The 25,948-nt window shown below is 37.3% G+C and carries 30 protein-coding genes and 1 tRNA gene; 30 read left to right on the top strand and 1 reads right to left on the bottom strand.

The window, feature by feature from the left end:
• The first annotated feature begins 1 nt into the window (after position 1).
• The 5 genes from ACTQX6_RS08095 (at position 2) to ACTQX6_RS08115 (ending at position 1,783) form a co-directional block, all read left to right on the top strand.
• A complete protein-coding gene (locus ACTQX6_RS08095; protein WP_117446543.1) occupies positions 2-229 on the top strand; it encodes a hypothetical protein in 228 nt (75 codons plus the stop codon).
• A 9-nt stretch (positions 230-238) separates the two neighbouring features.
• Positions 239-541, top strand: coding sequence for a 4Fe-4S dicluster domain-containing protein (locus tag ACTQX6_RS08100; RefSeq protein WP_117446544.1), 303 nt, complete (start codon positions 239-241; stop codon positions 539-541).
• A gap of 70 nt (positions 542-611) precedes the next feature.
• A complete protein-coding gene (locus tag ACTQX6_RS08105; protein ID WP_181965625.1) occupies positions 612-1,319 on the top strand; it encodes an AzlC family ABC transporter permease in 708 nt (235 codons plus the stop codon).
• Complete coding sequence (locus tag ACTQX6_RS08110; RefSeq protein WP_117446545.1) at positions 1,316-1,621, top strand: AzlD domain-containing protein; 306 nt, start codon at positions 1,316-1,318, stop codon at positions 1,619-1,621. The genes ACTQX6_RS08105 and ACTQX6_RS08110 overlap by 4 nt, the downstream gene beginning before the upstream one ends.
• A 76-nt stretch (positions 1,622-1,697) precedes the next feature.
• A tRNA-Leu gene (locus ACTQX6_RS08115) sits at positions 1,698-1,783 on the top strand.
• A 577-nt stretch (positions 1,784-2,360) separates the two neighbouring features.
• Here the strand turns inward: ACTQX6_RS08115 and ACTQX6_RS08120 are convergent.
• Positions 2,361-4,691 (bottom strand): hypothetical protein, encoded by a 2,331-nt coding sequence (locus tag ACTQX6_RS08120; RefSeq protein WP_117446546.1) that lies wholly within the window; start codon positions 4,689-4,691, stop codon positions 2,361-2,363.
• 279 nt (positions 4,692-4,970) lie between these two features.
• Between ACTQX6_RS08120 and ACTQX6_RS08125 the strand changes: the two genes are divergently transcribed.
• The 25 genes from ACTQX6_RS08125 (at position 4,971) to yiaK (ending at position 25,596) form a co-directional block, all read left to right on the top strand.
• Positions 4,971-5,954 carry an NAD(P)-dependent oxidoreductase gene (locus ACTQX6_RS08125; protein WP_117446547.1) on the top strand — a complete coding sequence of 328 codons (984 nt, stop codon included), beginning with the start codon at positions 4,971-4,973 and terminating at the stop codon, positions 5,952-5,954.
• Between the two features lie 17 nt (positions 5,955-5,971).
• Complete coding sequence (locus ACTQX6_RS08130; protein ID WP_117446548.1) at positions 5,972-6,628, top strand: bifunctional 4-hydroxy-2-oxoglutarate aldolase/2-dehydro-3-deoxy-phosphogluconate aldolase; 657 nt, start codon at positions 5,972-5,974, stop codon at positions 6,626-6,628.
• A 9-nt stretch (positions 6,629-6,637) separates the two neighbouring features.
• Positions 6,638-7,126: a PTS system mannose/fructose/N-acetylgalactosamine-transporter subunit IIB gene (locus ACTQX6_RS08135; RefSeq protein ID WP_181965626.1), complete on the top strand. Its 489-nt coding sequence runs from the start codon at positions 6,638-6,640 to the stop codon at positions 7,124-7,126.
• A 96-nt stretch (positions 7,127-7,222) separates the two neighbouring features.
• On the top strand, positions 7,223-7,969 hold the full coding sequence (locus ACTQX6_RS08140; protein WP_117446550.1) for a PTS mannose/fructose/sorbose/N-acetylgalactosamine transporter subunit IIC: 747 nt from the start codon (positions 7,223-7,225) through the stop codon (positions 7,967-7,969).
• A 2-nt stretch (positions 7,970-7,971) separates the two neighbouring features.
• Positions 7,972-8,793 (top strand): PTS system mannose/fructose/sorbose family transporter subunit IID, encoded by an 822-nt coding sequence (locus tag ACTQX6_RS08145; RefSeq protein ID WP_259295341.1) that lies wholly within the window; start codon positions 7,972-7,974, stop codon positions 8,791-8,793.
• Positions 8,794-8,852: 59 nt separating this feature from the next.
• Positions 8,853-9,266: a PTS sugar transporter subunit IIA gene (locus ACTQX6_RS08150; protein WP_117446552.1), complete on the top strand. Its 414-nt coding sequence runs from the start codon at positions 8,853-8,855 to the stop codon at positions 9,264-9,266.
• Between the two features lie 18 nt (positions 9,267-9,284).
• Complete coding sequence (locus ACTQX6_RS08155; protein ID WP_294687134.1) at positions 9,285-9,779, top strand: hypothetical protein; 495 nt, start codon at positions 9,285-9,287, stop codon at positions 9,777-9,779.
• Between the two features lie 14 nt (positions 9,780-9,793).
• Entirely contained in the window at positions 9,794-10,834 is a 1,041-nt protein-coding gene (locus ACTQX6_RS08160) for a zinc-dependent alcohol dehydrogenase (protein ID WP_117446554.1), read from the top strand.
• A gap of 10 nt (positions 10,835-10,844) precedes the next feature.
• Positions 10,845-11,675, top strand: coding sequence for a class II fructose-bisphosphate aldolase (locus ACTQX6_RS08165; protein WP_117446555.1), 831 nt, complete (start codon positions 10,845-10,847; stop codon positions 11,673-11,675).
• Positions 11,672-12,502 (top strand): Cof-type HAD-IIB family hydrolase, encoded by an 831-nt coding sequence (locus tag ACTQX6_RS08170; RefSeq protein ID WP_181965627.1) that lies wholly within the window; start codon positions 11,672-11,674, stop codon positions 12,500-12,502. Before ACTQX6_RS08165 ends, ACTQX6_RS08170 begins: the two co-directional genes overlap by 4 nt.
• A 1-nt stretch (position 12,503) precedes the next feature.
• On the top strand, positions 12,504-13,286 hold the full coding sequence (locus ACTQX6_RS08175) for an HpcH/HpaI aldolase family protein (RefSeq protein WP_022790226.1): 783 nt from the start codon (positions 12,504-12,506) through the stop codon (positions 13,284-13,286).
• Between the two features lies 1 nt (position 13,287).
• Entirely contained in the window at positions 13,288-14,448 is a 1,161-nt protein-coding gene (locus ACTQX6_RS08180; RefSeq protein ID WP_117446557.1) for an iron-containing alcohol dehydrogenase, read from the top strand.
• Positions 14,432-15,397 carry a D-2-hydroxyacid dehydrogenase gene (locus tag ACTQX6_RS08185; RefSeq protein WP_117446558.1) on the top strand — a complete coding sequence of 322 codons (966 nt, stop codon included), beginning with the start codon at positions 14,432-14,434 and terminating at the stop codon, positions 15,395-15,397. Before ACTQX6_RS08180 ends, ACTQX6_RS08185 begins: the two co-directional genes overlap by 17 nt.
• Before the next feature lie 12 nt (positions 15,398-15,409).
• Positions 15,410-16,051 (top strand): ketohydroxyglutarate aldolase, encoded by a 642-nt coding sequence (locus ACTQX6_RS08190; protein ID WP_117447360.1) that lies wholly within the window; start codon positions 15,410-15,412, stop codon positions 16,049-16,051.
• Positions 16,051-16,989, top strand: a complete 939-nt coding sequence (locus ACTQX6_RS08195) for a phosphoglycerate dehydrogenase (RefSeq protein ID WP_195222146.1) — start codon at positions 16,051-16,053, stop codon at positions 16,987-16,989. Before ACTQX6_RS08190 ends, ACTQX6_RS08195 begins: the two co-directional genes overlap by 1 nt.
• Before the next feature lie 18 nt (positions 16,990-17,007).
• A complete protein-coding gene (locus ACTQX6_RS08200; RefSeq protein ID WP_022790231.1) occupies positions 17,008-18,186 on the top strand; it encodes a mannitol dehydrogenase in 1,179 nt (392 codons plus the stop codon).
• Positions 18,171-19,325: a 2-dehydropantoate 2-reductase N-terminal domain-containing protein gene (locus tag ACTQX6_RS08205; RefSeq protein WP_259295379.1), complete on the top strand. Its 1,155-nt coding sequence runs from the start codon at positions 18,171-18,173 to the stop codon at positions 19,323-19,325. The genes ACTQX6_RS08200 and ACTQX6_RS08205 overlap by 16 nt, the downstream gene beginning before the upstream one ends.
• A gap of 4 nt (positions 19,326-19,329) precedes the next feature.
• Positions 19,330-20,010 (top strand): ribulose-phosphate 3-epimerase, encoded by a 681-nt coding sequence (locus ACTQX6_RS08210; protein ID WP_117447330.1) that lies wholly within the window; start codon positions 19,330-19,332, stop codon positions 20,008-20,010.
• The gene (locus ACTQX6_RS08215) at positions 20,007-20,666 is read left to right on the top strand and encodes a ribulose-phosphate 3-epimerase (protein WP_117447329.1); all 660 of its coding nucleotides are present in this window, start codon (positions 20,007-20,009) and stop codon (positions 20,664-20,666) included. The genes ACTQX6_RS08210 and ACTQX6_RS08215 overlap by 4 nt, the downstream gene beginning before the upstream one ends.
• Positions 20,656-21,363: an RraA family protein gene (locus ACTQX6_RS08220; RefSeq protein ID WP_259295378.1), complete on the top strand. Its 708-nt coding sequence runs from the start codon at positions 20,656-20,658 to the stop codon at positions 21,361-21,363. Before ACTQX6_RS08215 ends, ACTQX6_RS08220 begins: the two co-directional genes overlap by 11 nt.
• Entirely contained in the window at positions 21,353-21,619 is a 267-nt protein-coding gene (locus tag ACTQX6_RS08225) for a UxaA family hydrolase (protein WP_117447327.1), read from the top strand. The genes ACTQX6_RS08220 and ACTQX6_RS08225 overlap by 11 nt, the downstream gene beginning before the upstream one ends.
• Positions 21,620-21,622: 3 nt before the next feature.
• Positions 21,623-22,813 carry a UxaA family hydrolase gene (locus ACTQX6_RS08230; RefSeq protein WP_294687121.1) on the top strand — a complete coding sequence of 397 codons (1,191 nt, stop codon included), beginning with the start codon at positions 21,623-21,625 and terminating at the stop codon, positions 22,811-22,813.
• A gap of 14 nt (positions 22,814-22,827) precedes the next feature.
• On the top strand, positions 22,828-23,424 hold the full coding sequence (locus ACTQX6_RS08235) for a hypothetical protein (protein ID WP_022790238.1): 597 nt from the start codon (positions 22,828-22,830) through the stop codon (positions 23,422-23,424).
• Positions 23,425-23,468: 44 nt separating this feature from the next.
• On the top strand, positions 23,469-24,608 hold the full coding sequence (locus ACTQX6_RS08240) for a glycerate kinase family protein (RefSeq protein ID WP_294687118.1): 1,140 nt from the start codon (positions 23,469-23,471) through the stop codon (positions 24,606-24,608).
• The gene (gene yiaK / locus ACTQX6_RS08245; protein ID WP_117447324.1) at positions 24,592-25,596 is read left to right on the top strand and encodes a 3-dehydro-L-gulonate 2-dehydrogenase; all 1,005 of its coding nucleotides are present in this window, start codon (positions 24,592-24,594) and stop codon (positions 25,594-25,596) included. The genes ACTQX6_RS08240 and yiaK overlap by 17 nt, the downstream gene beginning before the upstream one ends.
• Positions 25,597-25,948: the final 352 nt, after the last annotated feature.

Here is a 25,948-nt window from a genome sequence, read left to right on the forward strand (position 1 = left end):
TATGCGATCTAAAAAACTGTTTGTATTTACGCGTCAGGTTTTAAAGGATTTAACTTCTTCTCCGGTGACCGAAGCCTATCCATTTCAGGAAGCTTCCTATAGTGATCGTATGCGCGGCCATATCTCCATTACGATCGATCAATGTATCTCTTGTACCTTATGTGCACAAAACTGTCCGCCTCGTGCCATACAGGTCGATCGAAAATCCGGCACCTGGAGTATCGATTGATTCTTATGTGTGCAGTGCGGCAACTGTGTTCAGGTTTGTCCGAAACATTGTTTAAAAATGGAGAAAGGGTATGCAGCACCCAATACCAAAAAGACAATGGAAATCTATACACGACCGCCACAGAAAAAGAAGATCCCCCAAGCTGGTGAATCGTGTGTATTCTGCGGTCTATGTGCTAATAAGTGTCCCAAACAGGCAATTCATGTAGATCGAGAAACAAAAGAATGGCTTCTTAAAAAAGAGGATTGTGTGCATTGTGGACTTTGTGCTAAAGTGTGTCCAAAACACTGTATAGAAATGAAAGACGAGTAATGAATGCATTGAATTTATTACTCTTTTTAATAATGATGGGGCGGGTGTATAATCGTATCCGGTGATATGTATGATTCTTAATTCGTGGAAACAAGGACTTCAAGACGGTATTCCGATAGCGTTAGGCTATGTTTCCGTTTCTTTTGCGTTTGGTATGATGGCAAGTAATCAAGGCATACCGGTTTGGGCAAGCGTATTGATTTCTTTTTCTAATTTAACCAGTGCCGGACAGTTTGCCGGACTGGGGATCATTGCGGCCAACGGTTCTATGATGGAGATGGCCTTATCGCAGTTTGTCATCAATGTTCGTTATTTTTTGATGTCTTTATCTTTGACACAGAAGCTGGATGAAAAAACCAAAACTTTACAGCGAGCTGTAATAGCACATGGCATTACCGATGAGATCTTCGCACTTTCTTCCAGTAAACCCAAGAAAGTAGGATTTCTATATATGATTTCATTGATGTTTCTGCCAATTTTAGGCTGGACAGGCGGCACATTCCTAGGAGCCACAGCCAGTACCTTATTACCGGTTATATTACGCGATTCTCTGGGAATCATGATCTATGGCATGTTTTTGGCGATTATTATTCCCCCGTGCAGAACTTCTAAAAATATCGGAATTGTTGTATTGATGGCAGCAGTGACAAGTTGTTTGTTTCAAGTGTTGTCCGCTTATATATCCATAGGAAGTGGATTTGTGATCATTCTTTGTACGTTGTTTGCGGCTGGGGTTGGTGCCTTTTTATTTCCAATAGATGGAGAGGAACAGAGATGAATCGGTTATTGATGTATATTGTGGTGATGGCTGGTGTCACCTATTTGATTCGATGCTTACCATTGATTTTCTTTCGTAAAAAGATTCAAAGTCGCTATATTCAATCTTTTTTATATTATGTACCTTACGCGGTATTAGGATCTATGACTTTTCCTGCCATTTTTACATCAGGAGGCGATCTTCTTCCTTCCTGCATAGGGTGCATAGTTGCATTATTCTTAGCGTACCAAAAACGAAGTTTACTGGTCGTTGCCTTAGCGGCATCTGCTGCCGTTTGTATCAGCACTATCTTTATTGGGTAGGCTCAGATTACATTCAGGCACACCAAAAAGATATTGAAAAAACATAGACTTTATGCCATAATGTTAGAGCGCAAATGCAGAAGTGGTGGAACGGCAGACACGCTGTCTTCAGGCGGCAGTGCGAGCAATCGCGTGAGAGTTCAAATCTCTTCTTCTGCACCATAGTCTATGAAGTCCTTTATGTAAAGGACTTTTTTTGATTTTATATGGTTTAATGTCAGTTTTACTGCCAGGTAGAACAGTTTATCTATGAACTATAGAAAAATTATTCATGAACCATAAAGGGGCATTGATTTTACAAAAACCAGATTACTGCAGAGTGTATCATTGTGCTTCTGGATCATATTCGTATTTACAGCGACAGCAAATAAAATGGATTTTTTATTTATGATGAGGAAGATACGGCAGACAAAACGAAAGTGGTTTGAAAAGAGGATCACTGAATTTAGATACTGATCCTCTTTTCTTTAGTGATATCCTTTTTACAAAGTTGAGGCATTATCTATTCCTTATTTATGGCTATGCTGTTCTATATAATATGATATTAATTATGTTGGGTCACTATTTTGCAGGTCAAGCCAAAAATAAAGGTAATCAATTTAATAATATTTAATCTTGTGAAAAAAGATTGGAAAAGATAAATTGATAAATTTTCTAACGACTTTTCATAAATAATACAAATCCGAAGATTTGTATAAGAAATTAAGGTTTCGTCTTCTTATTACTTTTTTCCGATTTTTTATTTGGAGATATTTTCAATTTGAGAGAATAAAGATTGATAAAGAATCTCTATGTCTCCGCTTTCAAAATGGATATCTTTGAATTGGTAGAACATGTGTAAACTATTGGCAATAACTGGAAAGACTTCCATGTCTTCATCTCCTTCTAAGCTGAAATGTTCTTTTTTATTTAGGATCTTGTTCAATAGACAGTTTCCTTGAAATAAGAAATCAATGATCATGGAGTTTGTGATAGAAATCTTCAATTGTTTACAGAGATATTCCAAACTTAAATAGAAAAGGTTATTTGTTAACCTGGTATTTAAGGAAGGAAATATTATCTGCATTGATTTTAAATAAGTGTTACTTTCGCGAGTGTCTTGTAAACACAAAGAATTACTTTGCACAAAATCTTGACTTATATGTGTGTTTTTTGTGATCAGTTTAGAAAAAGTGATCGAGTTCATTTTAGTGCTATCTAACTGGGTGATTAAATCTAAGAATACTGATAGGGATCCAAAAGTGAATAAAAACACAGGAACTTTTGTATAAGTAAAGATGTTACTTCCAAGTTTTGATATTAGTTGTTGGTTAGCGATCATGTAGATTCCTTTGCCACGATTTAAATGTGTAACAACATTGTAGATTCGTGATTTGACGGCCTCGATATTTTTATTGGTGTCAAAATCCGAAAAATCCACTGAATAAAAAATTCTTTTCCTTGCGAGAATATTAAACTGATGCGCATAATTTTCCGAAAGATGACTGGAATGTGTAATGATCAATATTGGGGTTGGTGATTCGTTTGTGATCACAAAACATTCATTGATCAATTGTGCAAAGATGTATTTTTCGCTTTCCATGAGATGGAACACTTCCGGGGAGGAATTTGATATAATTCGTAATATAGAATCAATCATATTTTGTACATTGGGTTTGATTTCCTTAGGGTAGGGGATTTTAAATTTTTGTATTGAAACACGGTTGTTGATGAATTCGCTAATGGTATTGATGATAAAATCCACTAAGAAAATATCGGTGTATAATGTTGTATTTTTTATAATATTTTCGATTTTATCTGCTAAATCGCTCTTTTCATTCGTTAATGAGGTAGGATCCTTAAAGTTTGTTGGTGCATTCAATATGGCATACTGTAAATTATTTTCAAATTCAGAGGATAGATTAATATTGATTTGCTCATTTTCATAATTTAAAAGTTTGTTTAACTGTGTAGAAGGAGCGATATGAATCGTGTCTGCCAACTTTGATAAATATAAAGATAATTTTGGGTCTTCTTTGGTGTATTTGATATTGTTGGGCATATAGGAATCATCTAAAACTAAAGGAATTCTAGGATTTTTTGATGTATGAAAGAAACACAGAGCGATAATTCCGTAAATGGTTTTGTTTAGTTTTTCTACATTTTCATTTTGCCCATATTGTATGAGTTTGTTGATAAACAAAGGGGTCAATTGGATCTCCTTTTTAAAAGAAGAGGCATTGGATATCAGAAAGTTGAGTATTAGCTCCAGAATTTCTATGGTGGGGCGTTCATTTAGGGGCTGTATAGTGAAGTTCTGGGAATAATAATAGTCGGATAAATCAAACAATCTATTCATATTATTATGAAAAATAATGGAAATCGCATTAAGCTCTGTACCTTTGTTCGAGTATAGATCAATCATTTCTGTCAAAAAAGAAGAGAGTTTGATTTTCTCATAATGATCAAAGATTTCTATAAGGATCCATTTATGAACAATAGGGTCGATTGCATTTAATATATAATCTGGATTTCGTACAATCAGTGAGTAATTTGCATAAAAAATAGATGCCTTCTTTTCTAAGTGTTGGTGATTTTTTGCGTATTGAAATAAGTTTTTGGCCAAATATTTTTTCCCTATTCCTGAAGGGCCGGAAAAAGAAAACAGATAGAGATTATTATTTCTCCTTGATATCATAGGCAAAATGGAAGAGATGGTTTTATATAAAGAACCATTTTTTTTAGATCCAACTACTTGCGAAAGTTCATCTTTTTTTTCTTCTTTTTCAGAATAGAGATAATTCTGCAGTGAATCATCCTGATTTAAGATGGAAGGAATCTCTACAAAAGGATAAAGATTTTCAATGATTTTCCGAGAAATATACAAAGTAGGACGACCACTGGTCTTGATTAGTTTTCCTTCCTGGAAAAGCTGGTTCAAAATACGGGAAATATTGGAGCGGTCAATATGCAAATTCAAAGACAAAATATGTGCATTGCAGCTAGAAAAATCTAGATTGTTCTCTACGATAGCTTTTGATGTGTACTCTTGAATGGTTTGAAAGATTAATTCTTTACGGGATGTAGGCATGTTTATTCTCCTTTCCAAATGGCAAGTTTACATTTTAGTAAAGATTTTAGTTTGTTTTTCACTGTTTATTTTACACGAAAACATAATACTGTGAATACATAAATATTAATTTCGTATTTAATCCGTGTAATGTGCGCGTAATATATCCATAAAATGCTTTATTTTTGGCAGTTTAAGGATATTTATTTTGTGTAACACACTATTTTTATAGTGTGTTTTGACTTTCTTTTTTAGTGTATGTATAAAAGAAATAGGCAAAGAAAGGAGAGACTTTAATTCATGGAAAAAGTTGCGATTGTGAATGTGAAAAGTTTTGGAAGAGAGTTTCCAGAATTTTTAGATGAGCTAAAAGAAAAAGTTGGTTATGTGGAAAAGTTTATATTTAGCCAGGATGCTTCTCAACAAGAATTGATCGATAAATTAAAAGATTTTCATTATATCATTTTAGGAAATGATCCGACCTTCAAAGAGGAATTCTTTGAAAATTGTCCAGATTTGAAATTAATAGCCCGACATGGACTAGGTTTCAATAACGTGGATCTGGAAGCGGCCAAAAAACATAATGTATACGTAACAAAAGAAGAAAATATCATCGAACAAGATGCAGTGGCTGAGCATGCCGTTTCTTTATTAAATGTATTGGCTAAAAACATTAACATCGCCAACCAGATGGTACATCAAGGAGAATGGGGTGTTCGCCGTGAACGTTTGATGGGGTATCAGATAAGAGGAAAAGTAACTGGTGTTATTGGATATGGAAATATCGGAAGACGATTTGGGGAAATCATGAAATATGGTTATAAAAATCGAATTTTAGCTTATGATCCATACTTACCATCAGAAAAAGCCGAAGAGTACGGTATCGAATTGGTTAGCTTAGATGAATTGTTGGCTAATTCGGATTTTATTTCAATGCATTGTAACTTAACAGATGAAAATAAGAAGATGATTAACCAAGATACTCTAAAGAAAGTTAAGAAAGGAGCTATTTTAATTAATTGTGCTCGTGGTGCCTTGGTCGACGATGAAGCAGTTTTAGAAACAGTCGAAAGTAGAGATTTGTTTGGGTACGGAGCCGATGTGTGTTCTCAGGAACCAATTCATCCAGATAATCCATTATTAAATCATGACCATATTGTACTAACACCGCATGTTTCTGTTTACAACTTGACTTGCACAGAAAACATGAATCGAAAAGTCATGGAAGATATTTATCTAGTTATGGAAGGTAAAAAACCCAATGTCATTGTAAATGGACTATAGAGAAGGAGGAGAAGAAAATGACAAGACAAGAAACGATTCAAACAATTGAAAGAGAAAAGATCGTAGTGATCACTCGAAACATTTATGATGAAGACCTATTGAAGCTGGCGAAAGCTTTGTATGAAGGTGGAATTCGTTGTTTTGAAATCACATATGATCCAGCTGATCCAAACACAATGACAAAAATATCAGAAAACATGAAAATGCTCGAAGATCATTTTCATGGAGGACTAACGCTTGGCGTGGGAACGGTACTTAATCCAGAACAAGTAATCAATGCCAAAAATGCAGGGGCAAAATTTATTGTTTCACCAAATTTCAAAAAAGAAGTAGTAGAGGAAACGTTGAAACAAGGATTGGTTTCTATGCCAGGTGCTATGACGCCTACAGAAGTCTTAGCTGCTGATGAAGCAGGTGCTGATTTTATTAAGCTGTTCCCGGCAGGAACATTAGGAATTAAATATTGTAAAGATATCTATGCTCCGATTCATCATGTGAAATATATTGCCACGGTATCGGTTACAGAAGAAACATTTGAAGAGTATTTAAAAATTGGATTTGCCGGGGCTGGAATTAGTTCACGTTTAATTGATAAGAAATTGCGAGAAGAAGGTAATTATCAGGAATTAACAAGCAGAGCTAAGAGATTTGTAGAAATTGCAAAAAAATATTAGGAGGAAATCATGGACAATTTAAAACTAACTCGTATCGATTTTCGTTTGATACATGGACAGGTAATGACACGTTGGGTAAAAAAATATGATATTGAATCCATCGTGGTTATTGATGACAGGTCTGCTAAGAGTGCTATTTTGAAAAAAATCTTGTTGAATGCCGCTCCAGCAGGGGTCAAGGTCGAAGTGGAAAGTATTGAAAACGCTGCAAAAAGGTGGCAGGCAGGAGAAATGCCAAAGAACAATTTGTTGATTTTATTTAAAGATCCTGTATCCGCTGCCAAAGCCTATCAGGCAGGCGTGAAATATCCTTCTCTACAGGTCGGTGGTGTTGAAGGCGCCGGTGACAAGAAAAACATTTGTCGAAATATTGTTATGTCACAGGAAGATATCGACGCTTTGAAACCTGTATATGAAGCTGGGGTAAACATTTTCTGTCAGCCAATTCCAGAAGATGCGGAATATCCATTTAAATCAGCTTTAGAGAAGTTTAACTAGCAGCGTTTCTAAAAGATAGGGAAGGGAGGAATCGAATCAAGAAACTTTTAAAATTTAATGCTTATATAATTCAATAGTAAAGGAGAGAAAAATAATATGGTACAAGCATTATTAATGGCTTTACTGGCGTTATTCAACGGAACACAGGGACCAACATTCTGGTATTTCTTCCGTGAACCAGTTATGGCCGGTTTTTGGGTAGGATTAATCTATGGTGATCCTGTAATGGGTACTATGATCGGTGCGACAATCAACGTTTCCTATTTAGGTTGGATCAGTGCTGGTGGAGCCAATGCATCTGACTTATATTGGGCAGGTTTGTTAGGAACATTTGTTGCCATCCAGGGTGGTATGGATATTCAGCAAGCAGTTGCGTTTGCCGTTCCAGTTGGTTTGTTAGGTAACTACATGCATGTTGCTTATATGACAATTGCTTCTATCTGGCCAGTACGTATGGATAAATTGGCCGAAAAAGGAAATTGGAAGGGCATTCGTAGATTACAGTTGTTAGGTGGACCTTCCATTGTTGTATTAGTACGTTGTATTCCAGTATTCGTAATTGCTTACTTCGGTAGTGAATATATTCAAATCTTAATTGATAGTTTACCAACATGGGCTATGAATGGTTTGAGTGCAACCGGAAAACTTCTTCCAGCTCTAGGTATGTCAATGCTGATGAAGTTTATGTGGAAAAAGGAATTGGCAATTTTCTTCGTGCTAGGTTTTACAGTTGCAGCTTACTCTGGAATGACAGACTTGTTGCTGTATGCCATCTTAGGTACAGTACTTGCGATTGTCCTTCTTAAACTTGGATTCCAGGCAAAACCTAAGGAGGTTGAATAATTATGGAACAAATTCGTTTAACTAAAAAAGATGTCAATAAAGCCGTTGGCTGGTGGTGGTTCACATCCCACATGACATATAACTATCAACGTCTTCAGGCTGGGCCTTTGGCCGGAATGATGGGGCCAATCTTAAATAAACTTTATAAGGGTGATAAAGAAAAGGTTTCTGAAGGTCTAGTAAGACATATGCAATACTTCAACACAGAACCACGTTGGGGAGCAATCCTTCCTGGTATGGTTGTAGCGTTGGAAGAAGGTATGGCAAACGATACTAGTGGTGAAATTGATGGTTCAATGATCACCGAAATCAAAACTGCTTTAATGGGTCCATTGGCTGGTATCGGTGATACAATTTGGGCTGGTTTGATCAAACCGGTAATCCTTTCTATTATATTGTCCTGGGCACAAGAAGGTAATGTTTGGGCAGCATGGTTGTATGGTATTGGAGTTACTGCTTTAGATTTTGCGGTTACGTACATTATGTTTACTCAAGGTTATAAATTAGGTATGGATTCTATTGACAAGTTCCTTGAAGGTGGATTCATTGCGAAAGTTACTACATTCTTAGGTATTGTTGGTTTGTTCTGTCTTGGAGCCATGATTGTTAAATACGTTACGATTTCAGCAGTTTTGACACTCGAAATGACAACGACAACTTTGGATTTTGGAGCTATTCTAAATAAGATTTTCCCATGTTCTGTTCCTCTAGCTTTAACGTTCTTAGCTTATTGGCTGCAAGTTAAAGGCAGAAGCGTTACCACTGTATTACTGATTTTGTTCGTAATCGGTTTTGCCGGTGGAGCTATCGGATTCTTAGGATAGGACATAGAAATCAGGAAAGGGATAGCTCCTTTCCTATTCATAGAGTATTTGGAGGGTTTATGATTCGAATTTTAATTGTGACACATGGAGAATTGGCAAGTGCCTTAAAAACAAGTTCCAAGATGTTCTTTGGCGAAATGTCTGACACTTTGGAAACTATTGGATTGTTTCCTACTGATAGTCCAGATAGCCTGCAGGTAAAAATTAAAGAAAAGATCAATGAGATCGATGATGGCTCTGGTATATTGATCTTTGTAGATATTTTCGCAGGTTCTCCATTCAATAATGTGGCGATTGTTTTAGATGAATTAAAAGAAGACCACAAGTTACAGTGTTTTACAGGCGTCAATATGCCATTACTTATGGAAGCTCTGGCAAGTTGCCAAACGATGGATATTGAAAGCCTCACAGACCATTTAGAAAAAGTTTCTAAAGATACGATCGTTAATTTAAGAAAAGCATTGGACATTTGATAGAAAGTTGGTGACATCATGCTCTTTGGTATTCAGATAGAAGTATTTGAAGATACAAAATCACGAAAATTATTACATGTAAAGAAAAAAGATCTTTATTATCAAATCACAAAAAGCGATGAGGCAAAAGTATTCTTGTTCTCAAAAGGCTTGATTAATGCGGTTTCCTTGGCTCTTATATTCGGTTTGATCTTACGTTGGCCGATTTGGGCTTATGTGGTTACGGCATTACTGATTTACGCATTTATTTTATATATGTTTAACGATAAAGTCTTACCAAAGATGCCTGTTGTCAACGCGAAAACAGTTGCCCGAAAAGAAGCACCAAAAAAAGATAGAAGTTTTTCAATAGCTGGTATTGCTTACCTTGTCATCGCATTTGGTCTTCTTTATTGTTTCTTTACTAATCAAGTTGAAGAAGGAATGATGACATATGTCGTAATTGGGGCGATAGCCATTTCATTGGTTATGGGGGCTATGAACTTGTTTACTTACGGTAAAAAAAACGAATAACATAGGAGAAATGTATGGAAATATCAAAAGCATTGGTCGTTGAAAGCGTGAACCATTTGAAGTTTGTTGATTTGCCAAAACCGAAAATCGGTGATTTTGAAGTGTTATTCAAAACACAATATTGTTCATTGTGTACCGTAGATCGAAGAACCTATAAAGGGACACGTAAGAAAAAGCTTCCTTTCCTAGGTGGGCATGAATGCAGCGGCATCATTGAAGAAGTGGGAGATGGAGTGGTAGGTGTAAAGGCTGGAGACAAAGCCATCTTTACTTCCGGTTATTGCATGCAGTGTGAGCTAGATCGAACAAATCACGGTACCCAGTGTAATAAAAAAAGCGAAATGCCTCCTCGTGCTGTTTTTGACGGAACGATATTAGGTGGTGGATTAAGTGAGTACTTGGCTATACCTGCGTGGCAAGTGATCAAAGTTCCGGACGATGTGGACCTAAAATATGCCTGTTTGACGGAACCCTTGGCTTGTTGCATACACAGTATCCGTAAATCAAGAATAAAAATTGGGGAAACTGTTTTGATCATAGGTCTTGGGATCATGGGATATTTTCAGTTAAAACTAGCTCTTATGCAGGGAGCACGGGTTATTGTCAGCGAACCCGATCCAAAACGTCAAAAGAAAGCTTTAGAGAGTGGAGTTTGGGCAGTGTTGGATCCCACACAAGAAGACTTAGCTCAAAGAATTCATCAATTAACCAACGGATTAGGGGCTGACGTGGTCATTAATACGATTCCTGCTTCTTCGATTTGGATGTCTTGTTTTGATATGTTGGCTCCTTATGGACGATTGATTGCGTATAGTTCTCAAGATGAGAAAAAAGGAATTCCAGTTGATTTTGGACAAATTCATGGAAAAGAATTTGAAATCATTGGGACACTGAATCCTAACTTAGATGATAACGATGCTGCTGTAAAATTGATTAGTTATGGAATGATCGATATGGAACAGGTGATTGATGAAATTTATCCATTTGATCAGGGAAAACAAGCTTTTGATAAAGCTTGTGAACCAGGAATGTATAGAGTGCTAATTTCATATTAGGAGATTGTTTATGTTAGTGACTTTAAATGAACTTTTACAAGATGCGAAAAAAGAAAACTATGCCATTCCCGCAACCAATGTGGATAATGAACATAACGTAAGAGCGGCTATACAGGCTGCAGAAAATAAGCGCTCTCCTTTGATTTTGAATGTGACACCGGTTGCCAATCCGGATCTTGTCTTGTTTGGAAGTATTTGCCGACGATTGATCGAAAAGGCCAATGTACCGATTGTTCTCAATCTGGATCATGGAAAAACATTTGAGCAATGCATATTGGGGATCCGCGCTGGATTTACCAATGTCATGATTGACCGCTCGTGGCTTCCATATGAGGAAAATGTAAAAGAAGTAAAAGAAATGGTGAAGATGTGCCATACCCTTGGTATCACTGTAGAAGCAGAGCTAGGGCATGTGGGAATTGGTGAAAACTACCAACACGATGGCAATACAGCATTTACTCGTGTCGATGAGGCCGTCGAGTTTATAAAAGCAACAAAAGTAGACGCTTTGGCTGTTGCGATTGGAACAGCACACGGTGTATACCAGGGAACACCTCATATTCATTTTGATTTACTTCATGATTTATCTAATGCGCTTCCAATTCCTTTAGTGTTACATGGAGGAAGTGGAACGGGAGATGAAAACTTGAAGCGATGTGCTCGTGAGGGAATCAATAAGATCAATTTGTCAAATGATTTAAAAAGGGCGGCAATCAATAACTTGATCGCAAAAGATCTTTCGGGTAACGAAGTCTATAATCTCTATCCGTTATTAGCAGAAGGCTTCCAAAAGAAAATCGAATATTTCATCGATTTGTTTGGATGTGCGAATCGAGTATGATCAAATACATTTTTGTTGATTTGGATGGTACATTTTTGGATTCAAACAAACAAGTTTCCAAAGATTGTGTTCAATTTATTAAAGATTTGAAAAAACAGTATGATGTCCATTTTGGGATTGCATCTGGACGTGCACTAACTTCTTTGCTTCCTTTGGTAGAGAAACAAGAGCTCGATGAAATCATAGATGTCATTGTTGCAAACAATGGAGCTGAAATTTTGGACTGGGAATCAAAAAAAATCATAAATCTTCCCTTTGTCCAAAAAGAAGAGATTCAAATAATCTTAAACACGTTTCAAAACTTGAAAGGCCTTACTATTTGTTTCCATAATAAAAATAAGTTATTTGCTTCAAGAACAACAGAACGAATTCTTGGCATACAACGATTTAATAATGAAGAATACTTGTCAAATCCTTTGAAAAACAACTCCTACCTGTCAACTCCTAGAGTAATGTTGATTTTAGACAAACCCGTTGATGAAGAGTATGTTAAGAAAATTCGTACCGTTAGTTTTGAGGGACTAACGAGTTGTCGTTCAGAAAATGATGTATATGAATTTATGAATAAAGAAACATCGAAGGCCAATGGTATTAAACAATATGTGACACAAAGAGATTCTTCTTTAGACGAAGTTATGGTGTTTGGCGATAGTGACAATGACATTGAAATGCTGAAAGAATGTAAGCTGGGTATCGCAATGAAAAATGCCCGGCCAATGATTCAGAATGTGAGTGATGATATCACATATAAAACCAATGATGAAGAAGGAGTAATGGATTACTTACTCCATCATACAGACTTATTTGAAAGAGTAATTGAGGGATAAAATGGAAAATACAATTCGTGAAGCTTTTGAGAAAAAAGATATGGTTCTTTCAACTCGAATCAATAGTACCTGGCCTGTGATTACAGAAATTGTAGGGTCCTCTGGAATCTACGACTATATCGAATTTTTGGCCGAATACGCACCTTTTGATCATTATGATCTGGAAGTGCTTGCAATGGCTTGTGAATTACACAATATTGGATCTTTGATTAAGGTAGACTATGCTAATCGAATTTATGTAGCTCAAAAAGCTTTGGCTTCCGGATTCCAGGGTGTTTTATTTACAGACCATACAAAGGCGGATGAAGTAAAGGAAACAATCCGAGGAATTCGAGCTGCCACTCCTGAACTGGGTGGAAAGTTAGGCTATGTGAGCCGCAGATGGATTCGCAATGCGACATTTTCTTCGCAACAAGAATATGCCAAAGAAGTTTCCAAAACCGTGATTGGCTTTATGATCGAAAAAAAAGAGGCGGTAGAAAACATTGAAGAAATCTGCAAGGTACCAGGTGTCGATTTTGTACAGTTTGGGCCAGCTGACTATTCAATGAACTGTGGCTACGCCAAGAATTCGAAAGAAGTAAAAGAAGCAGAGAAGCATGTTATTAAAACAGCTTTAAAAAATGGGGTACAGCCTCGTGTGGAAATTACACAAGCCCAACAAGCGCAACCTTATTTAGAGATGGGGGTTACTCACTTTTCCTTAGGTACCGAAGTAAAAATCTTAAAAGAATATTGGAATAATGAAGGTTCCAAACTTTTGGATATTCTAAGGGGAAAGTGAAATGAAAAATTTTGTTTATGACATACCCACAAAAGTTTATTTTGGAAAGGATCAAATTCAGTCTTTATCTGAGTTGGTTAAAAATTTAGGAAAAAAACTGTTGATTGTCTATGGCGGTGGAAGCATCAAGAAAAACGGAATTTATGATTCTGTACTTGAACAGTTAAAAAAAGCTGATGGGGAATGGTTTGAGCTTTCAGGCATAGAACCAAATCCACGCATCGCAACCGTAAAAAAAGGCATCCAGCTTTGTAAAGAAAAAAAGATTGATGGAGTGCTTGCTGTTGGAGGAGGTTCGGTTATCGATTGTTCTAAGGCAATTTGTGCAGGGGCCTATTACAATGGCGATCCTTGGAATCTGGTGATGAATCCTTCATTAATTAAAAACGCTTTACCTCTAATTGCAATTCCGACCATGGCTGCTACGGGCAGCGAAATGGATCATATTGCTGTAATCACCAACGAAGATACAGATGAAAAGATAGGAACCCGACATCCTCTTCTTAGACCTATAGCTAGTATTTTAGATCCAACATATACATTTTCGGTATCTCCTTATCAAAGTGCAGCTGGAGTAGCCGATATCATGAGTCATATCATGGAGTCTTATTTTTCTAAGGAACCTGGATTGATTCTGGAGAATGTTGCGATTGGGCTATTGAAAACGTGTATGGATTCTGGACTTAAGGTGTTAGAAGACCCAGAGGATTACGAAGCACGTGCCAACTTAATGTGGGTGAGTTGTTGGGCTATCAATGATTTTCTTAAATTAGGAAGACCGGTAGCATGGAGTGTTCATCCAATCGAACACCAACTCAGTGCTGTTTACGATATTACACATGGTGTTGGATTGGCTATATTGACCCCACACTGGATGGAATACGTTCTTAATGAGAATACGGTAGATATTTTTGAAGGTTTCTTTAGAAAACTATGGGACTGGCAAGATAAAGAATTGGATTCATATGAACTAGTCTATAAAGGAATCGAAGAATTGAACAAATTTTATGCCAAATTGAATTTACCAATGACATTACACGAGTTGGATATTGATTCTTCTCAATTTAGTGCCATGGCAAAAAAAGCGGAAAAACAAGTCCAACAAGGATTTGTTCCTTTGAGTGAAAGTGACATAGTGAAAATTTATGAAGCAAGCTTATGATTTAAAAATCGTTATATTGGATGGGTATACAGAAAATCCTGGTGATCTTTCATGGGCGGGCCTGAATGGCTTTGGTCACGTGGAATACTATGATCGCACCAGTGAAGATGAAATCTTATCCCGAATTCAAAAGGCCGATATTGTACTCACGAATAAAACGCCGCTGCGTAAGGAAAACTTGAGTCAGTGTCCTTCTTTAAAATACATCGGGGTGTTGGCAACTGGATATGATGTGGTGGACATCGGGTATTGTAAAGAGCACAACATCGCAGTAACCAATGTACCTGGCTATGGGACAAAAGCAGTTGCACAGTTTGCTATTGCGTTGTTATTGGAAGTTTGTAATCGAGTAGGATATCATGCTAAAGCGGTTCAAGAAGGAAAATGGAATGCACAACCTGACTGGTGTTTTTGGGATTATCCTTTGATTGAACTGGCGGATAAGACGATGGGAATCATTGGCTTAGGAAGAATTGGACAAAGTACAGCAAAAATTGCATCGGCATTAGGTATGAAGGTCCAATATTTTGATGAATATGTTAATACGGATATTTATAAAAAAACTTCATTAGAAGAGTTGTTGAAGACCAGTGATGTGATTTGTTTGCACTGCCCTTTGACAAAAGATAATTACCATATCATATCCAAAGAAAGTCTTCAGCTGATGAAGAAAAATGCCATTTTAATCAATAATTCCAGAGGAAAACTGGTAGATGAACAGGCATTGGCAAAAGCGCTGGAAAATAATGAGGTCTTTGCGGCAGCATTGGATGTGACAAATGATGAACCAATCGATAAAGATTCTCCATTATTAAAACTGGATAACTGTATTATTACACCCCATATTTCATGGGCGGCCAGAGAGTCTAGACAAAGAATAATGGATACGACAATTGAAAATTTAAAAGCTTTTTTAGAAGGTAAAACATTAAATCGAGTAGAAGAATAGGAGATAAATATTATGTCAAAACCAGAAGTAGAAGTAAGAATGAAAAAAACAGCAATCATGGCTGTTGTACGTGTAGAAACAGTAGAAAGAGGATTGGAAATCGCAAAAGGATGCATTGACGGTGGTGTAGATGTGATGGAAATCAGTTATACCAACGCTAATGCCGGTGATGTGATCCGTGCTATTAAGGAAACTTATGGTGACAAAGTATGTGTTGGTGCCGGAACGGTATTGGATGCAACTACCGCAAGATTAGCTATCATGAATAAAGCTGAATTCTTTGTTGCTCCTAACTTTGATCCGGCGGTTCAGGAAATGGCCAACTTGTATCAGATTCCTTATGGGCCCGGATGTACAACATATTCCGAATGTTTGAACGCATTAAAAGCTGGTGCGGCATTCATCAAGATGTTCCCAATTTCAAATTACTATGGACCAGATTTGGCCAAAGTGTTCAAAGTGCCATGTCCTCAGATTCCTGTATTGGCAAGTGGTGGTATTAACTTAGACAATGTAAAGACATGGGTGAAGAATGGAGCCGAAGTTTTAGGCGTTGGAGGTTTGTTGTCAAAGGGAGATTCTGCTCAGATCGCTGAAAACGCTAGAAAACTACGTGCTTTAGTGGAAGAAGCCAGAAAAGAGATGGGTAAATAATGAAAAAGATCTTAGTAACGCCTAGAGGCTATGCCAAATATGGCCAGGAAGCTAGAAAACGCCTGGAAGCTCTTGGATTTGAAATGGATATCAATGAGACAGGGAAACCATTACCTCGCGAAGTCTTTATTCAAAAGGCAAAAGAATCCACCGGCATCATCGTTGGTGTGGATGAACTGGATAAGGATCTGCTTGCCCAGTGCAAGGACTTGAAGGCTATTGTAAAGTTTGGGGTCGGAACTGACAATATTGATGTTGATTACTGCAAGGAACATGGAATACAGGTAGGAAGATGTTTGGGAACAAATTCCAATGCGGTTGCGGAATATACCATTGGTATGATGTTCAATTGTGCTCGTTTTATAGTCAGTGATGCGATGTGCGTGAAAAACGGTGATTGGGATAAGCCAACCGGCATGGAATTGACCGGAAAAAAATTAGGAATTATAGGTTTTGGGAACATTGGCAAGCAAGTTGCCAGAATGGGATATGGAATAGGTATGCAGATTTATGCTTATGATGCTTTTGATATTCCAGAAGAAGCTCTACAACCATATAAGGCAAAGAAATCGAATCCAGAAGAAATCTACAAAGAGTGTGATTTTATTACGGTTCATGTACCTTTGACACCGGAAACAGAGAATATGATCTCGGATGAAGAATTTGACAAGATGAAAGATACGGCCATTTTGATCAATGCGGCCCGTGGAGGGATCGTAGATGAAAAAGCATTGTTGAAGGCATTGAAAGAAAAGAAGATCTTTGCGTGTGCCAGTGATGTGTTTACCAGTGAACCTCCGGCAAAGGAAGATTGGGTGCAAGAATTATTAGGAATGGATAATTTCATTTTAACGGCGCATATTGGTTCTCGTTCAAGAGAGTCTGAGATCAATACGGTAAACCGCGCTACGGATGTAATGATTGATTTTTTAAAGTAATTGGAAGGAAGTGTATATATGAAGGCAGTTATTTTAGGTGCAGGACGAATTGGTAGAGGCTTTGTGACGCAACTATTGACATTGAATAATGTGGACATTACTTATTTTGATGCCAGCGATGCGATGGTTGAACAAATGAATCAAATAGGACATTATACGATCCATGTGTTAGGACATTCGGATCTTGATTTAGAAGTGGATCATGTGAAGGCATATCCAACTTCAGACATTGATCAGTTGGCTGCTTGTTGGAAAGAAAGTGATTTTATCTTTACGGCTTGTGGTGGAAAAAATATGCCTTCAGTAGGAAAAACCATTGGTCAGGCATTTAAAAAATTAGTTACGATCGGTGGTGTACACCTTTCTAATATTATAACTTGTGAAAACTGGATCGATCCGGCCAAAGACCTGGAAGAAGCCATCTTAAGCTGTTTGGATGAAAAAGAAGCAAAGTTATTTAAAGAAAACGTGGGTGTAGGAGAATCGGTAATCCTTTGTACGGGAACAGGGGCACCAGATCCTTCTAAAGTGATAAATCCAATTGATACGTGGGTTCAAAACTTTAAATACTTGCCAATTGATAAAGATGCTATAAAAACAGAGATTCCAAATTGGGAATATATTGAGTTTGTAGACAACTTTGGGCATTTATTGACACAGAAATTGTACACAAATAACACAAGCTGTGGTTCGGTAGCGTATCTGGGGCATTTAAAAGGTTTGACTTATATGGCCGAAGCTGCCAATGATGTGGAAATCGAACCAATCATGGATGAAATTTATAATGAAATCAACCAAGCTTTGATTCAAGGAATGGGTATCGATGCAGAGAGTCAATACGCTTTTTCTAAACGTGCCAAGGCTAAGTATACCGATAGAGATATTGTCGATAAATTGACGCGTATTGCTCGGGATCCTCTAAGAAAACTTCGTCCCGAAGATCGTTTGATTGGCCCAAGTAAAATTGCGTTGTCCATTGGTGTAAAACCAACTGCGATTGCATTGGCAACGGCAGCGGCTTTATTCTATGATGAACCCGATGATGAATCCGCTATGAAGCTTCAGCAAATGCGAAAAGAACATGGCGTGGAATACATCTTACAAAATGTTTGTCAGTTAAAACCGGAAGAAGAATTGTATCAAATGATTTTAAGCAGCATTGATGAACTAAGAGCGAAAGGATGGCTAAAAGAATAATGAAAAAGGCAGTTGTAATTGGAGCTGGTCAAACAGGACGTGGATATTTGGTTCGTTTTCTGTTCGAAAAAAACTATGATATTACATTAATCGATAAAAATGAACGGTTAATAGACTATCTCCAAGAGGATAAAGCGTTCTGTATCCATTTTTATTCAAAAGATAGAACACCTTTATATGTTCATGGATTGAAAGCGTATTTAAGCTATTCTAAGGAAGCCAAACAAGCAATTCATGATGCGGATATTATTTTTACTTCTGTTGGTGAACAAAATTTAGGCGATGTGGCTAAACAGATTCAGGAAGGCATTGCCGGGCGTGAAGATAAGGTAGTTATGTTGACGGCGGAAAATGGAATCAATCCAGGGAAAGTATTAACCAATCATTTAAAAGATTTAGGAGTAAAAGAAAATTTTACCGTATCTATGACGGCCGTCTTCTGCTCAACGGTTGCCTTAGATAAGACAAGATTGGATATCTTGTCTATGAATGAATACTACTTCCCGTTTGATGCGGACGCCCTTGATGAAATTGATTTTGAAGGAGCGGTTCCTATTCATGACTTTGAAAAGTTCTTAAAAAGAAAGATTTATACGTATAACTGCTTGGCGGGTTTGATCTCTTATTGCGGATATATCAAAGACTATGAAGTCTATGGTGATGCTGCTAATGATCCCGACATTGCCGAAATGATGGATATTCTTTTAGAAGATTTAAATCCGGCTTTACAGGATTATTTCCAGATTACAAAAGAAGATCAAGAAGAGTTTGCCCAACGCGCTATGCGTAAGATGAAAAACAAAGATATTCTAGATTTCAATGTAAAAAATGGACGTGCCGCAAAACGTAAATTAGGACCAACAGAGAGAATCATGTCACCTATGAAAATTTTAAAAGAGCATGACAAAGATACACGAATCATGGAATTCGTGGCGGCAGCGGCTTTGGTGTATTGGGAAGAACTCCAAGGAAATGGCAGTGAACCTGTATTAACAAAATCACCAATCGAAACATTCTGTGATATAAATGGTCTTTCTGTAGACGATGCCATGGTGAAACGGGTGGAAAAATATTATGAGTTGATCAAGGCCAATCGCCATAACATCTGCATGAAAGAGCTTGTCTATTCTGTGGAGTAGTGAGATGAGTAAACATAGAGAAATTAAAATCAGCGGTTCCTTGTCTTGTATCGATTTATTGCATATAAAAGACCAGATGGATTTGATTAATCAAACCCATCTGTCTTTTCTACATTATGATGTGGTGGATGGGAAGTTCAACGATTGTTTTGTGTTCGGAGATTTAATTTTAGAAAGGCTTCGACCTTTGACTACAAAACCTATCGTGGTGCATTTGGCTGTGGAAGATATCAAGCCTTATATCAAACCGATGATCAAAGCAGGTGCTGATTATCTTGCGGTGCATTATGAAACCCCTTGCGATCATAAAGAGGTATTTGAAGAGATTCGCTCTTTAGGAGCTAAACCCATCTTGGCTTTTCGATGTGAAACACCCGTTCCAGAAGATTTTTTAGAATTGGTTGGCCAGGTTGAAAGTATTTTGAAATTGACGGTCAATCCGGGGTATGCCGGACAGCCTATACAAAAACAAGCTTTAAAACATATTCAAATTATGCGCGAATACTTGGATAAGGCGAATATAAATATGGATATTGAAGCTGATGGCAATATCAATGTGCATACGATCCCTGAAGTAGTTCAGGCGGGGGCAACGATCCTGACAGGGGGAACTTCTGGTTTATTTAATGATAAGGCAAGCATACAAGAAAATTATGATTTGATGATGGAGGCGGCAAAGATATGAAGCCATTATTATGCCCTAGTATGATGTGCTGTAACTTTTCCAATTTAAAAGAGGAGATGGCTCTATTGGAAGAAGCGAAGATCGATATGTATCACTGCGATATCATGGATGGAACCTTTGTTCCTAATATGGCTTTGGGGATTTCAGATATCCAGGCGATACGCTCTTTGACAAACAAAAAGATTGACGCACATTTGATGATTGATTCACCAGCAAATAAAGTGGATTGGTTTATAGATGCCGGTGCCGATATCATTTATCTGCATCCAGAATCTGAGATGTATGTCATCAAAACTATTCAGCACATTCATGAACGAAAAAAAGAAGCGGGCATTGCAATCAATCCCGATATTAGTCTTGTTTCTTTGGAGGAGTTGTATCCTTTCTGTGATTATATTTTAGTGATGACAGTGAATCCGGGCTTTGCGGGACAAAGTTTTATAGAAAGTATGGATCGAAAAGTTGAAAGACTGGTTCAGCTGAAACAAAAATATGGTTTTCAAATTATTATGGATGGTGCTTGTTCTCCTGAAAGAATTAAAGCTTACTCTTGTTGCGGTGTAGATGGGTTTGTATTAGGAACTAGCGCATTGTTTAAAGAAGATAAAAAATATAAAGAACGATTGGATGAATTGAGGGGTGTTTGTGGCAGATAATAGATTGGAGATTTTAAAACAATTCGATACGCCAAGTATTACCAACGTGGTCGCAACGTATCCGGAAAAAGACTATTGTTTGGGTCTTTATGATCCCTGGCAAGAATCTTGGTACACCAATCAGAAAGCTAAAGTGATGTATCCAGAATTAGGACCGGTGGCAGGGTATGCCATAACTTGTACATATGGGTTGCCCGACCCACATTATCAACGGCTTTCATTTCCAGACGTGCTGAGAACTATTTCCGCATTGAATGAGCCTGTTGTGTTAGTTGTGAAACAAAACTTGCCAAAACGAATTAAAAATAAAAATGGTTTACTTGGTGGGAATATGATGACAGCACTTAAATCAGTGGGTGTCGTTGGGGTAATATCAGATGGGCCAAGTCGGGATGTTGATGAAGTAAGACCATTAGGAATGCAATATATGCTTAGTGGTGTATGTCCAGGACATGGTAAATGGTCTATCAAGTCGATCAATACACCCGTGAAAGTGTTTGATATGGCAGTTTCTCCAGGAGAAATCATTCATATGGATGAAAATGGGGCGGTTAAATTTCCAGCTAGCGTTTTAGATGATGTGATCAAAAATGCCCAAAATCTTCGTATTATTGAAGAAAAACGACAAGCACAAATGCGCCAAACACAAGATTTGAATAAGATTATTGACATTATGGCAGGACTTTATGATGACTAATGAACAGGTTTTAAAGATCGATGAAAATGACAATGTCGTGGTTGCCATACGGGATATTAATAAAGGGGAAACGATTGTTGTGTCTTCTTTAAAAGTACAGGTACAGGATGAGATTCCCATATATCATAAAATGGCAATTGAGGATATTTCTTTAGGAAGTCCTATTTTAAAATATGGGGAATGTATAGGCTTTGCGTATAAAGATATAAAGCAAGGGCAACATGTTCATACACATAATTTAAGGAGCAAGAATTGAGTTATGAAGATCAATGGATACAAGAGGGAATGTGATGGGACCTATGGAATTCGAAACCATGTACTGATTTTACCAACTAGTATTTGTGCCTCGGATGTGGCGCGAATCGTATCGGAAAAGGTGGATGGGACTATCACCTTCCATAATCATCTGGGTTGTTCACAGACAAAAATTGATACAGCTTATACAATATCTACCATGGCAGGAATGGCTGCCAATCCCAATGTGTATGGTGTTGTTGCGATTTCCTTAGGATGTGAGAACTGTCAAATGGATCGAGTGGTTACCGAGATCAAAAGTCGAACCAAAAAACCATTAGAGACATTTATTATCCAGGAAGTCCCAGGAGTTGAAAAAACCATTGAGTTAGCTACTAAGGCGGCTATAAAAATGGTGGAAGAAGCCAAAGCAATGTCTAAAACAGAGTTCGAAATCTCCAATTTAATTTTAGGAACAGAATGTGGCGGTTCGGATCCTACCAGTGGTCTTGTGTCCAACGTTTTGGTGGGCCATGTTTCCGATCGAATGGTTTCTTTAGGTGGAACTTCGATTTTATCGGAAACTACAGAATTTATTGGAGCACAGCACATTTTAAAAAAAAGGGCTCGAAATACTTCGGTAGCCACTCACATTGATGAAATTATTGAGCGATATGAAGAAAGTCAGTACAGTGTGGGAGATGATATTCGTATGCGAAATCCTTCTCCAGGCAATCAAAGAGGTGGGATTACCACTTTGGAGGAGAAATCTTTAGGATGTATCAAAAAATCAGGCTCTAGCATGATTCAGGATGTTTTTGATTATGCCCAGCCCATCAGTTGCAAAGGCCTTGTAATCATGGATACACCGGGGAATGATTCTATCAGTATGATGGGAATGGCGGCAGGGGGTTGTTCCTTGATTTTGTTTACGACCGGACAAGGCACACCATTAGGCAATCCACTTGTACCAGTGATCAAAATCACCGGTAATCAGCAAACGGCAGAAAAAATGAAAGAATCAATTGACTTTGACTGTAGTGAAGGATTAAATTCAAACAATATGGATGAGCTGGAGAATGCTTTGTTCTCGCTGGTTCTCGATGTGTGCAATGGAAAAAAGACCAAGTCGGAAATCTATGGAATATGTGAATGTTCAATCGTTCGGGTTTCAAAATATGTTAAAGACGGAGTTATTCGAAAGACTTATTTTTGAGAGGGGTATCTAGTATGAATCCAACTGGATTAATTTTGTTATTCTTTGTGATTCTTGTGTTTATGACGCCTTTTATAAGAAAGAGCTTAAAAAACAGGAAACAATATTGGTTTGCGCATTTATTAAACACAAAATCATACGAGGAGATGGAAAAGGGACTAAATGCATTTTCTTCCAAAGCTTTGTTTCCACGATATGAACTTGAATGTTATAGACTACAGATGTATTTAGTTCAAAATAATTCAAAAAAAGTTGATGAACAGTATCAAGTCACAATTGAATCGGCTGTAACTAAGAAACAAAAAATAGAGATTTATACTAATGCGTTTGAACATTATGTTATGTTGGCGGATAAGTCAAAAAGTCTTGAATTGAAAAACAAGTTAAAGGAGTTCAATGATGAGTCTTTAAATGCACGATGTCAAATGTTGTATGATATTTTTGTGAATAAGAAGTCAAAATACATTGATCAACTGGAGAAGAATTTTGATAAACTCCAAGACTCTGAGAAAATGCTATCTGCTTATTTGTTGTCGGTACAATATACGAATAAAGGGGATACAAAAAAGGCGGATTACTATAGTAATCTTTCTAAAGATTTTTTTGAATAGCGGTTTTCTCTTAGGAGAGAATCGCTTTTTTTGAAGGAGAATTTATGAATGTATTGATAGCGATTGATTCCTTTAAAGGAGCGGTTTCTTCTTTAGAAGCTGGTTTTTCTTTAAAATCGGGATTATCTATTAATCCTGATTTAAAGTTACAAGTTTGTGCGGTTTCTGATGGTGGAGAAGGAAGCTTGGAAGTTTTGTCTCAAAATGGCATAGGGACTTATCAGAAAATGATGTGTAAAGATTCCTTTGGTAGAGATACTATGGTAAACGTTTTGTTCTTTGAAGAAGATGATAAGAAATGTTGCGCCATTGAAACGGCTTCGATGATAGGAATTCAGGGACAAAATCCGACTCCTAATACAGTGATGACCACTTCTAGTTATGGCTTAGGGCAATTGATTTGTCATTTGATGGAAAACCAAATCAGTAAAATCATTGTATTTGTCGGAGGTACGATAACTACCGATGCCGGTCTGGGGGCATTACAGGCATTGGGCCTTTTGTTATATGATGAGAAACATGAACTTTTAGCGAATCATGCCAATCCTCTTATGAACTTTGATCATCTTGATAAAGAGAAGCTGCAACAAATCCGAAATCATTTAAAAAAAGTCGAACTTGTTGTCGGAGTGGATGTAAATGCTCCTTTGTATGGAACTTATGGTTGTTCTCAAATGTATGCTCGGCAAAAAGGGGCTGATGAAAAACAAATCCAACAAATGGAAGGCCATTTAAGAAAGTTGGATGAACAATGTGATTTGGATTTGATGGAACCTGGCTGTGGGGCCGGAGGAGGCTTGGCAGCTGGATTAAAAATAATTGGTGGAAATATTGTGCCAGGTTTTGATATCGTGAAACATTTCATTGATTTAACAAGTAAAGTACAATGGGCAGATCTGATCATTACTGGAGAAGGGGCTATCAATGATCAAACTCTGCAAGGGAAATTACCTTTATGTATGGCAGAAATGGCTAAAAAAGAGCAAAAACCAATCATAGCCTTGTGTGGACAGAAAAATTATACAGACAAGTCGTTAAACGATTGGTTTGATGGGATTTTCTCGATCCAACCGAGTATTTGTTCATTACAAGAGGCTATTCAAAACACAAAAGTAAATCTAGAAGAAATTGGGTTCCAATTTGGGAAACTGATTAAGAGGAATCATCATGAGAATCGAAGCTAAAGAAATGCACTCTATATTTTTTAAGATTTTAGTAAACCATGGTGTACCCAAAGAATACGCTAGCGATTGGGCGCAGATTTTTGTGGACAATAGTTTGGTCGGTGTTTATAGTCATGGGATCAACCGTTTTAAAAAAATTATAGAATATATAGACAAGGGTCTTATCAATATCCATGAACAATGTACTTGCGAAGTAAAAATCGGAAATATCGAACGTTGGAATGGACATTGTGGAATTGGTCCGCTCAATGCACAAAAAGCGGTTTTAAGAGCTTGCAAGCTTGCCAAAGAACAAGGTATTGGTATCGTCGCATTGGGTAATAATAATCACTGGCTTCGTGGTGGATATTATGGTTCTCTGGCTGCTGATCAAGGTTGTATATGTATCTGTTGGTCTAATACTAAGCCCAATATGCAAGCTTGGGGAAGCAAGGATACCAATATTGGAAACAACCCCATCGTGTTCGCTGTACCAGATATCTCTAAGGAACATATAATTTTAGATTGTGCTGTTTCTCAGTTTTCCTATGGAAAAATCGAAGAATGCATGTTGAAGAATATTGAGCTTCCAGTTCCTGGTGGCCTCGATGAAAAGGGAGAGCCTACGAGGGATCCCTCTATTATTTATCAAACCAAAAGAGTTTTACCTATGGGTTATTGGAAAGGAAGCGGATTATCCATTTTATTAGATTTGATTGGCACGATATTAAGTAATGGGAATTCTGTTATGAAGATTGGAACCTTTGAAAGAGAGATTGGGCTTACACAGATTTTTATTGTGATTGATCCTTTAAAATTTATTAACATAGAGAGAATGGATCAAATAGTTCACGATCTTAAAAAATCATTAAAAGATTCTCATCCTATCCAAGAAAGAAGAGAAGTCTATTATCCTGGTGAATTAGAAACCAAGGTAAGAAAAGAAAATATGAAAAAAGGCCTTCCTGTCATTGAGGCCAAATGGAAAGAAATCTTGAATCTACTTTAAATGATAAAAATGTATGGATTTTAATGAACTCCAACATAAGAATTTTTTTGCAGTAAACTATAACGATATCTCGATGCTTAAACAAGTCGGGACCATCTATGAAGAAGAAAAAAGAAGAGCCGACAACGAGGCACAATCTAATAAGGAGAAGGGAGTTGTCTAGCTTATTGAAAACGAGAGGATAAAAAGAATGACAGAAATTCAAAAACATGTAATTAGTATTCGAAAGAATATATTAAAAATGGTGTATGCGGCACAAAGCGGGCATCCGGGCGGCTCTTTATCCGGGGCCGATCTGCTGACGGATCTGTACTTCAGAGAAATGGATATCAACAAAGATAATGTGGATACG

The organism is Faecalicoccus sp. LCP19S3_E2 (assembly GCF_052121255.1).
Taxonomy (GTDB): Bacteria; Bacillota_I; Bacilli_A; order Erysipelotrichales; family Erysipelotrichaceae; genus Faecalicoccus.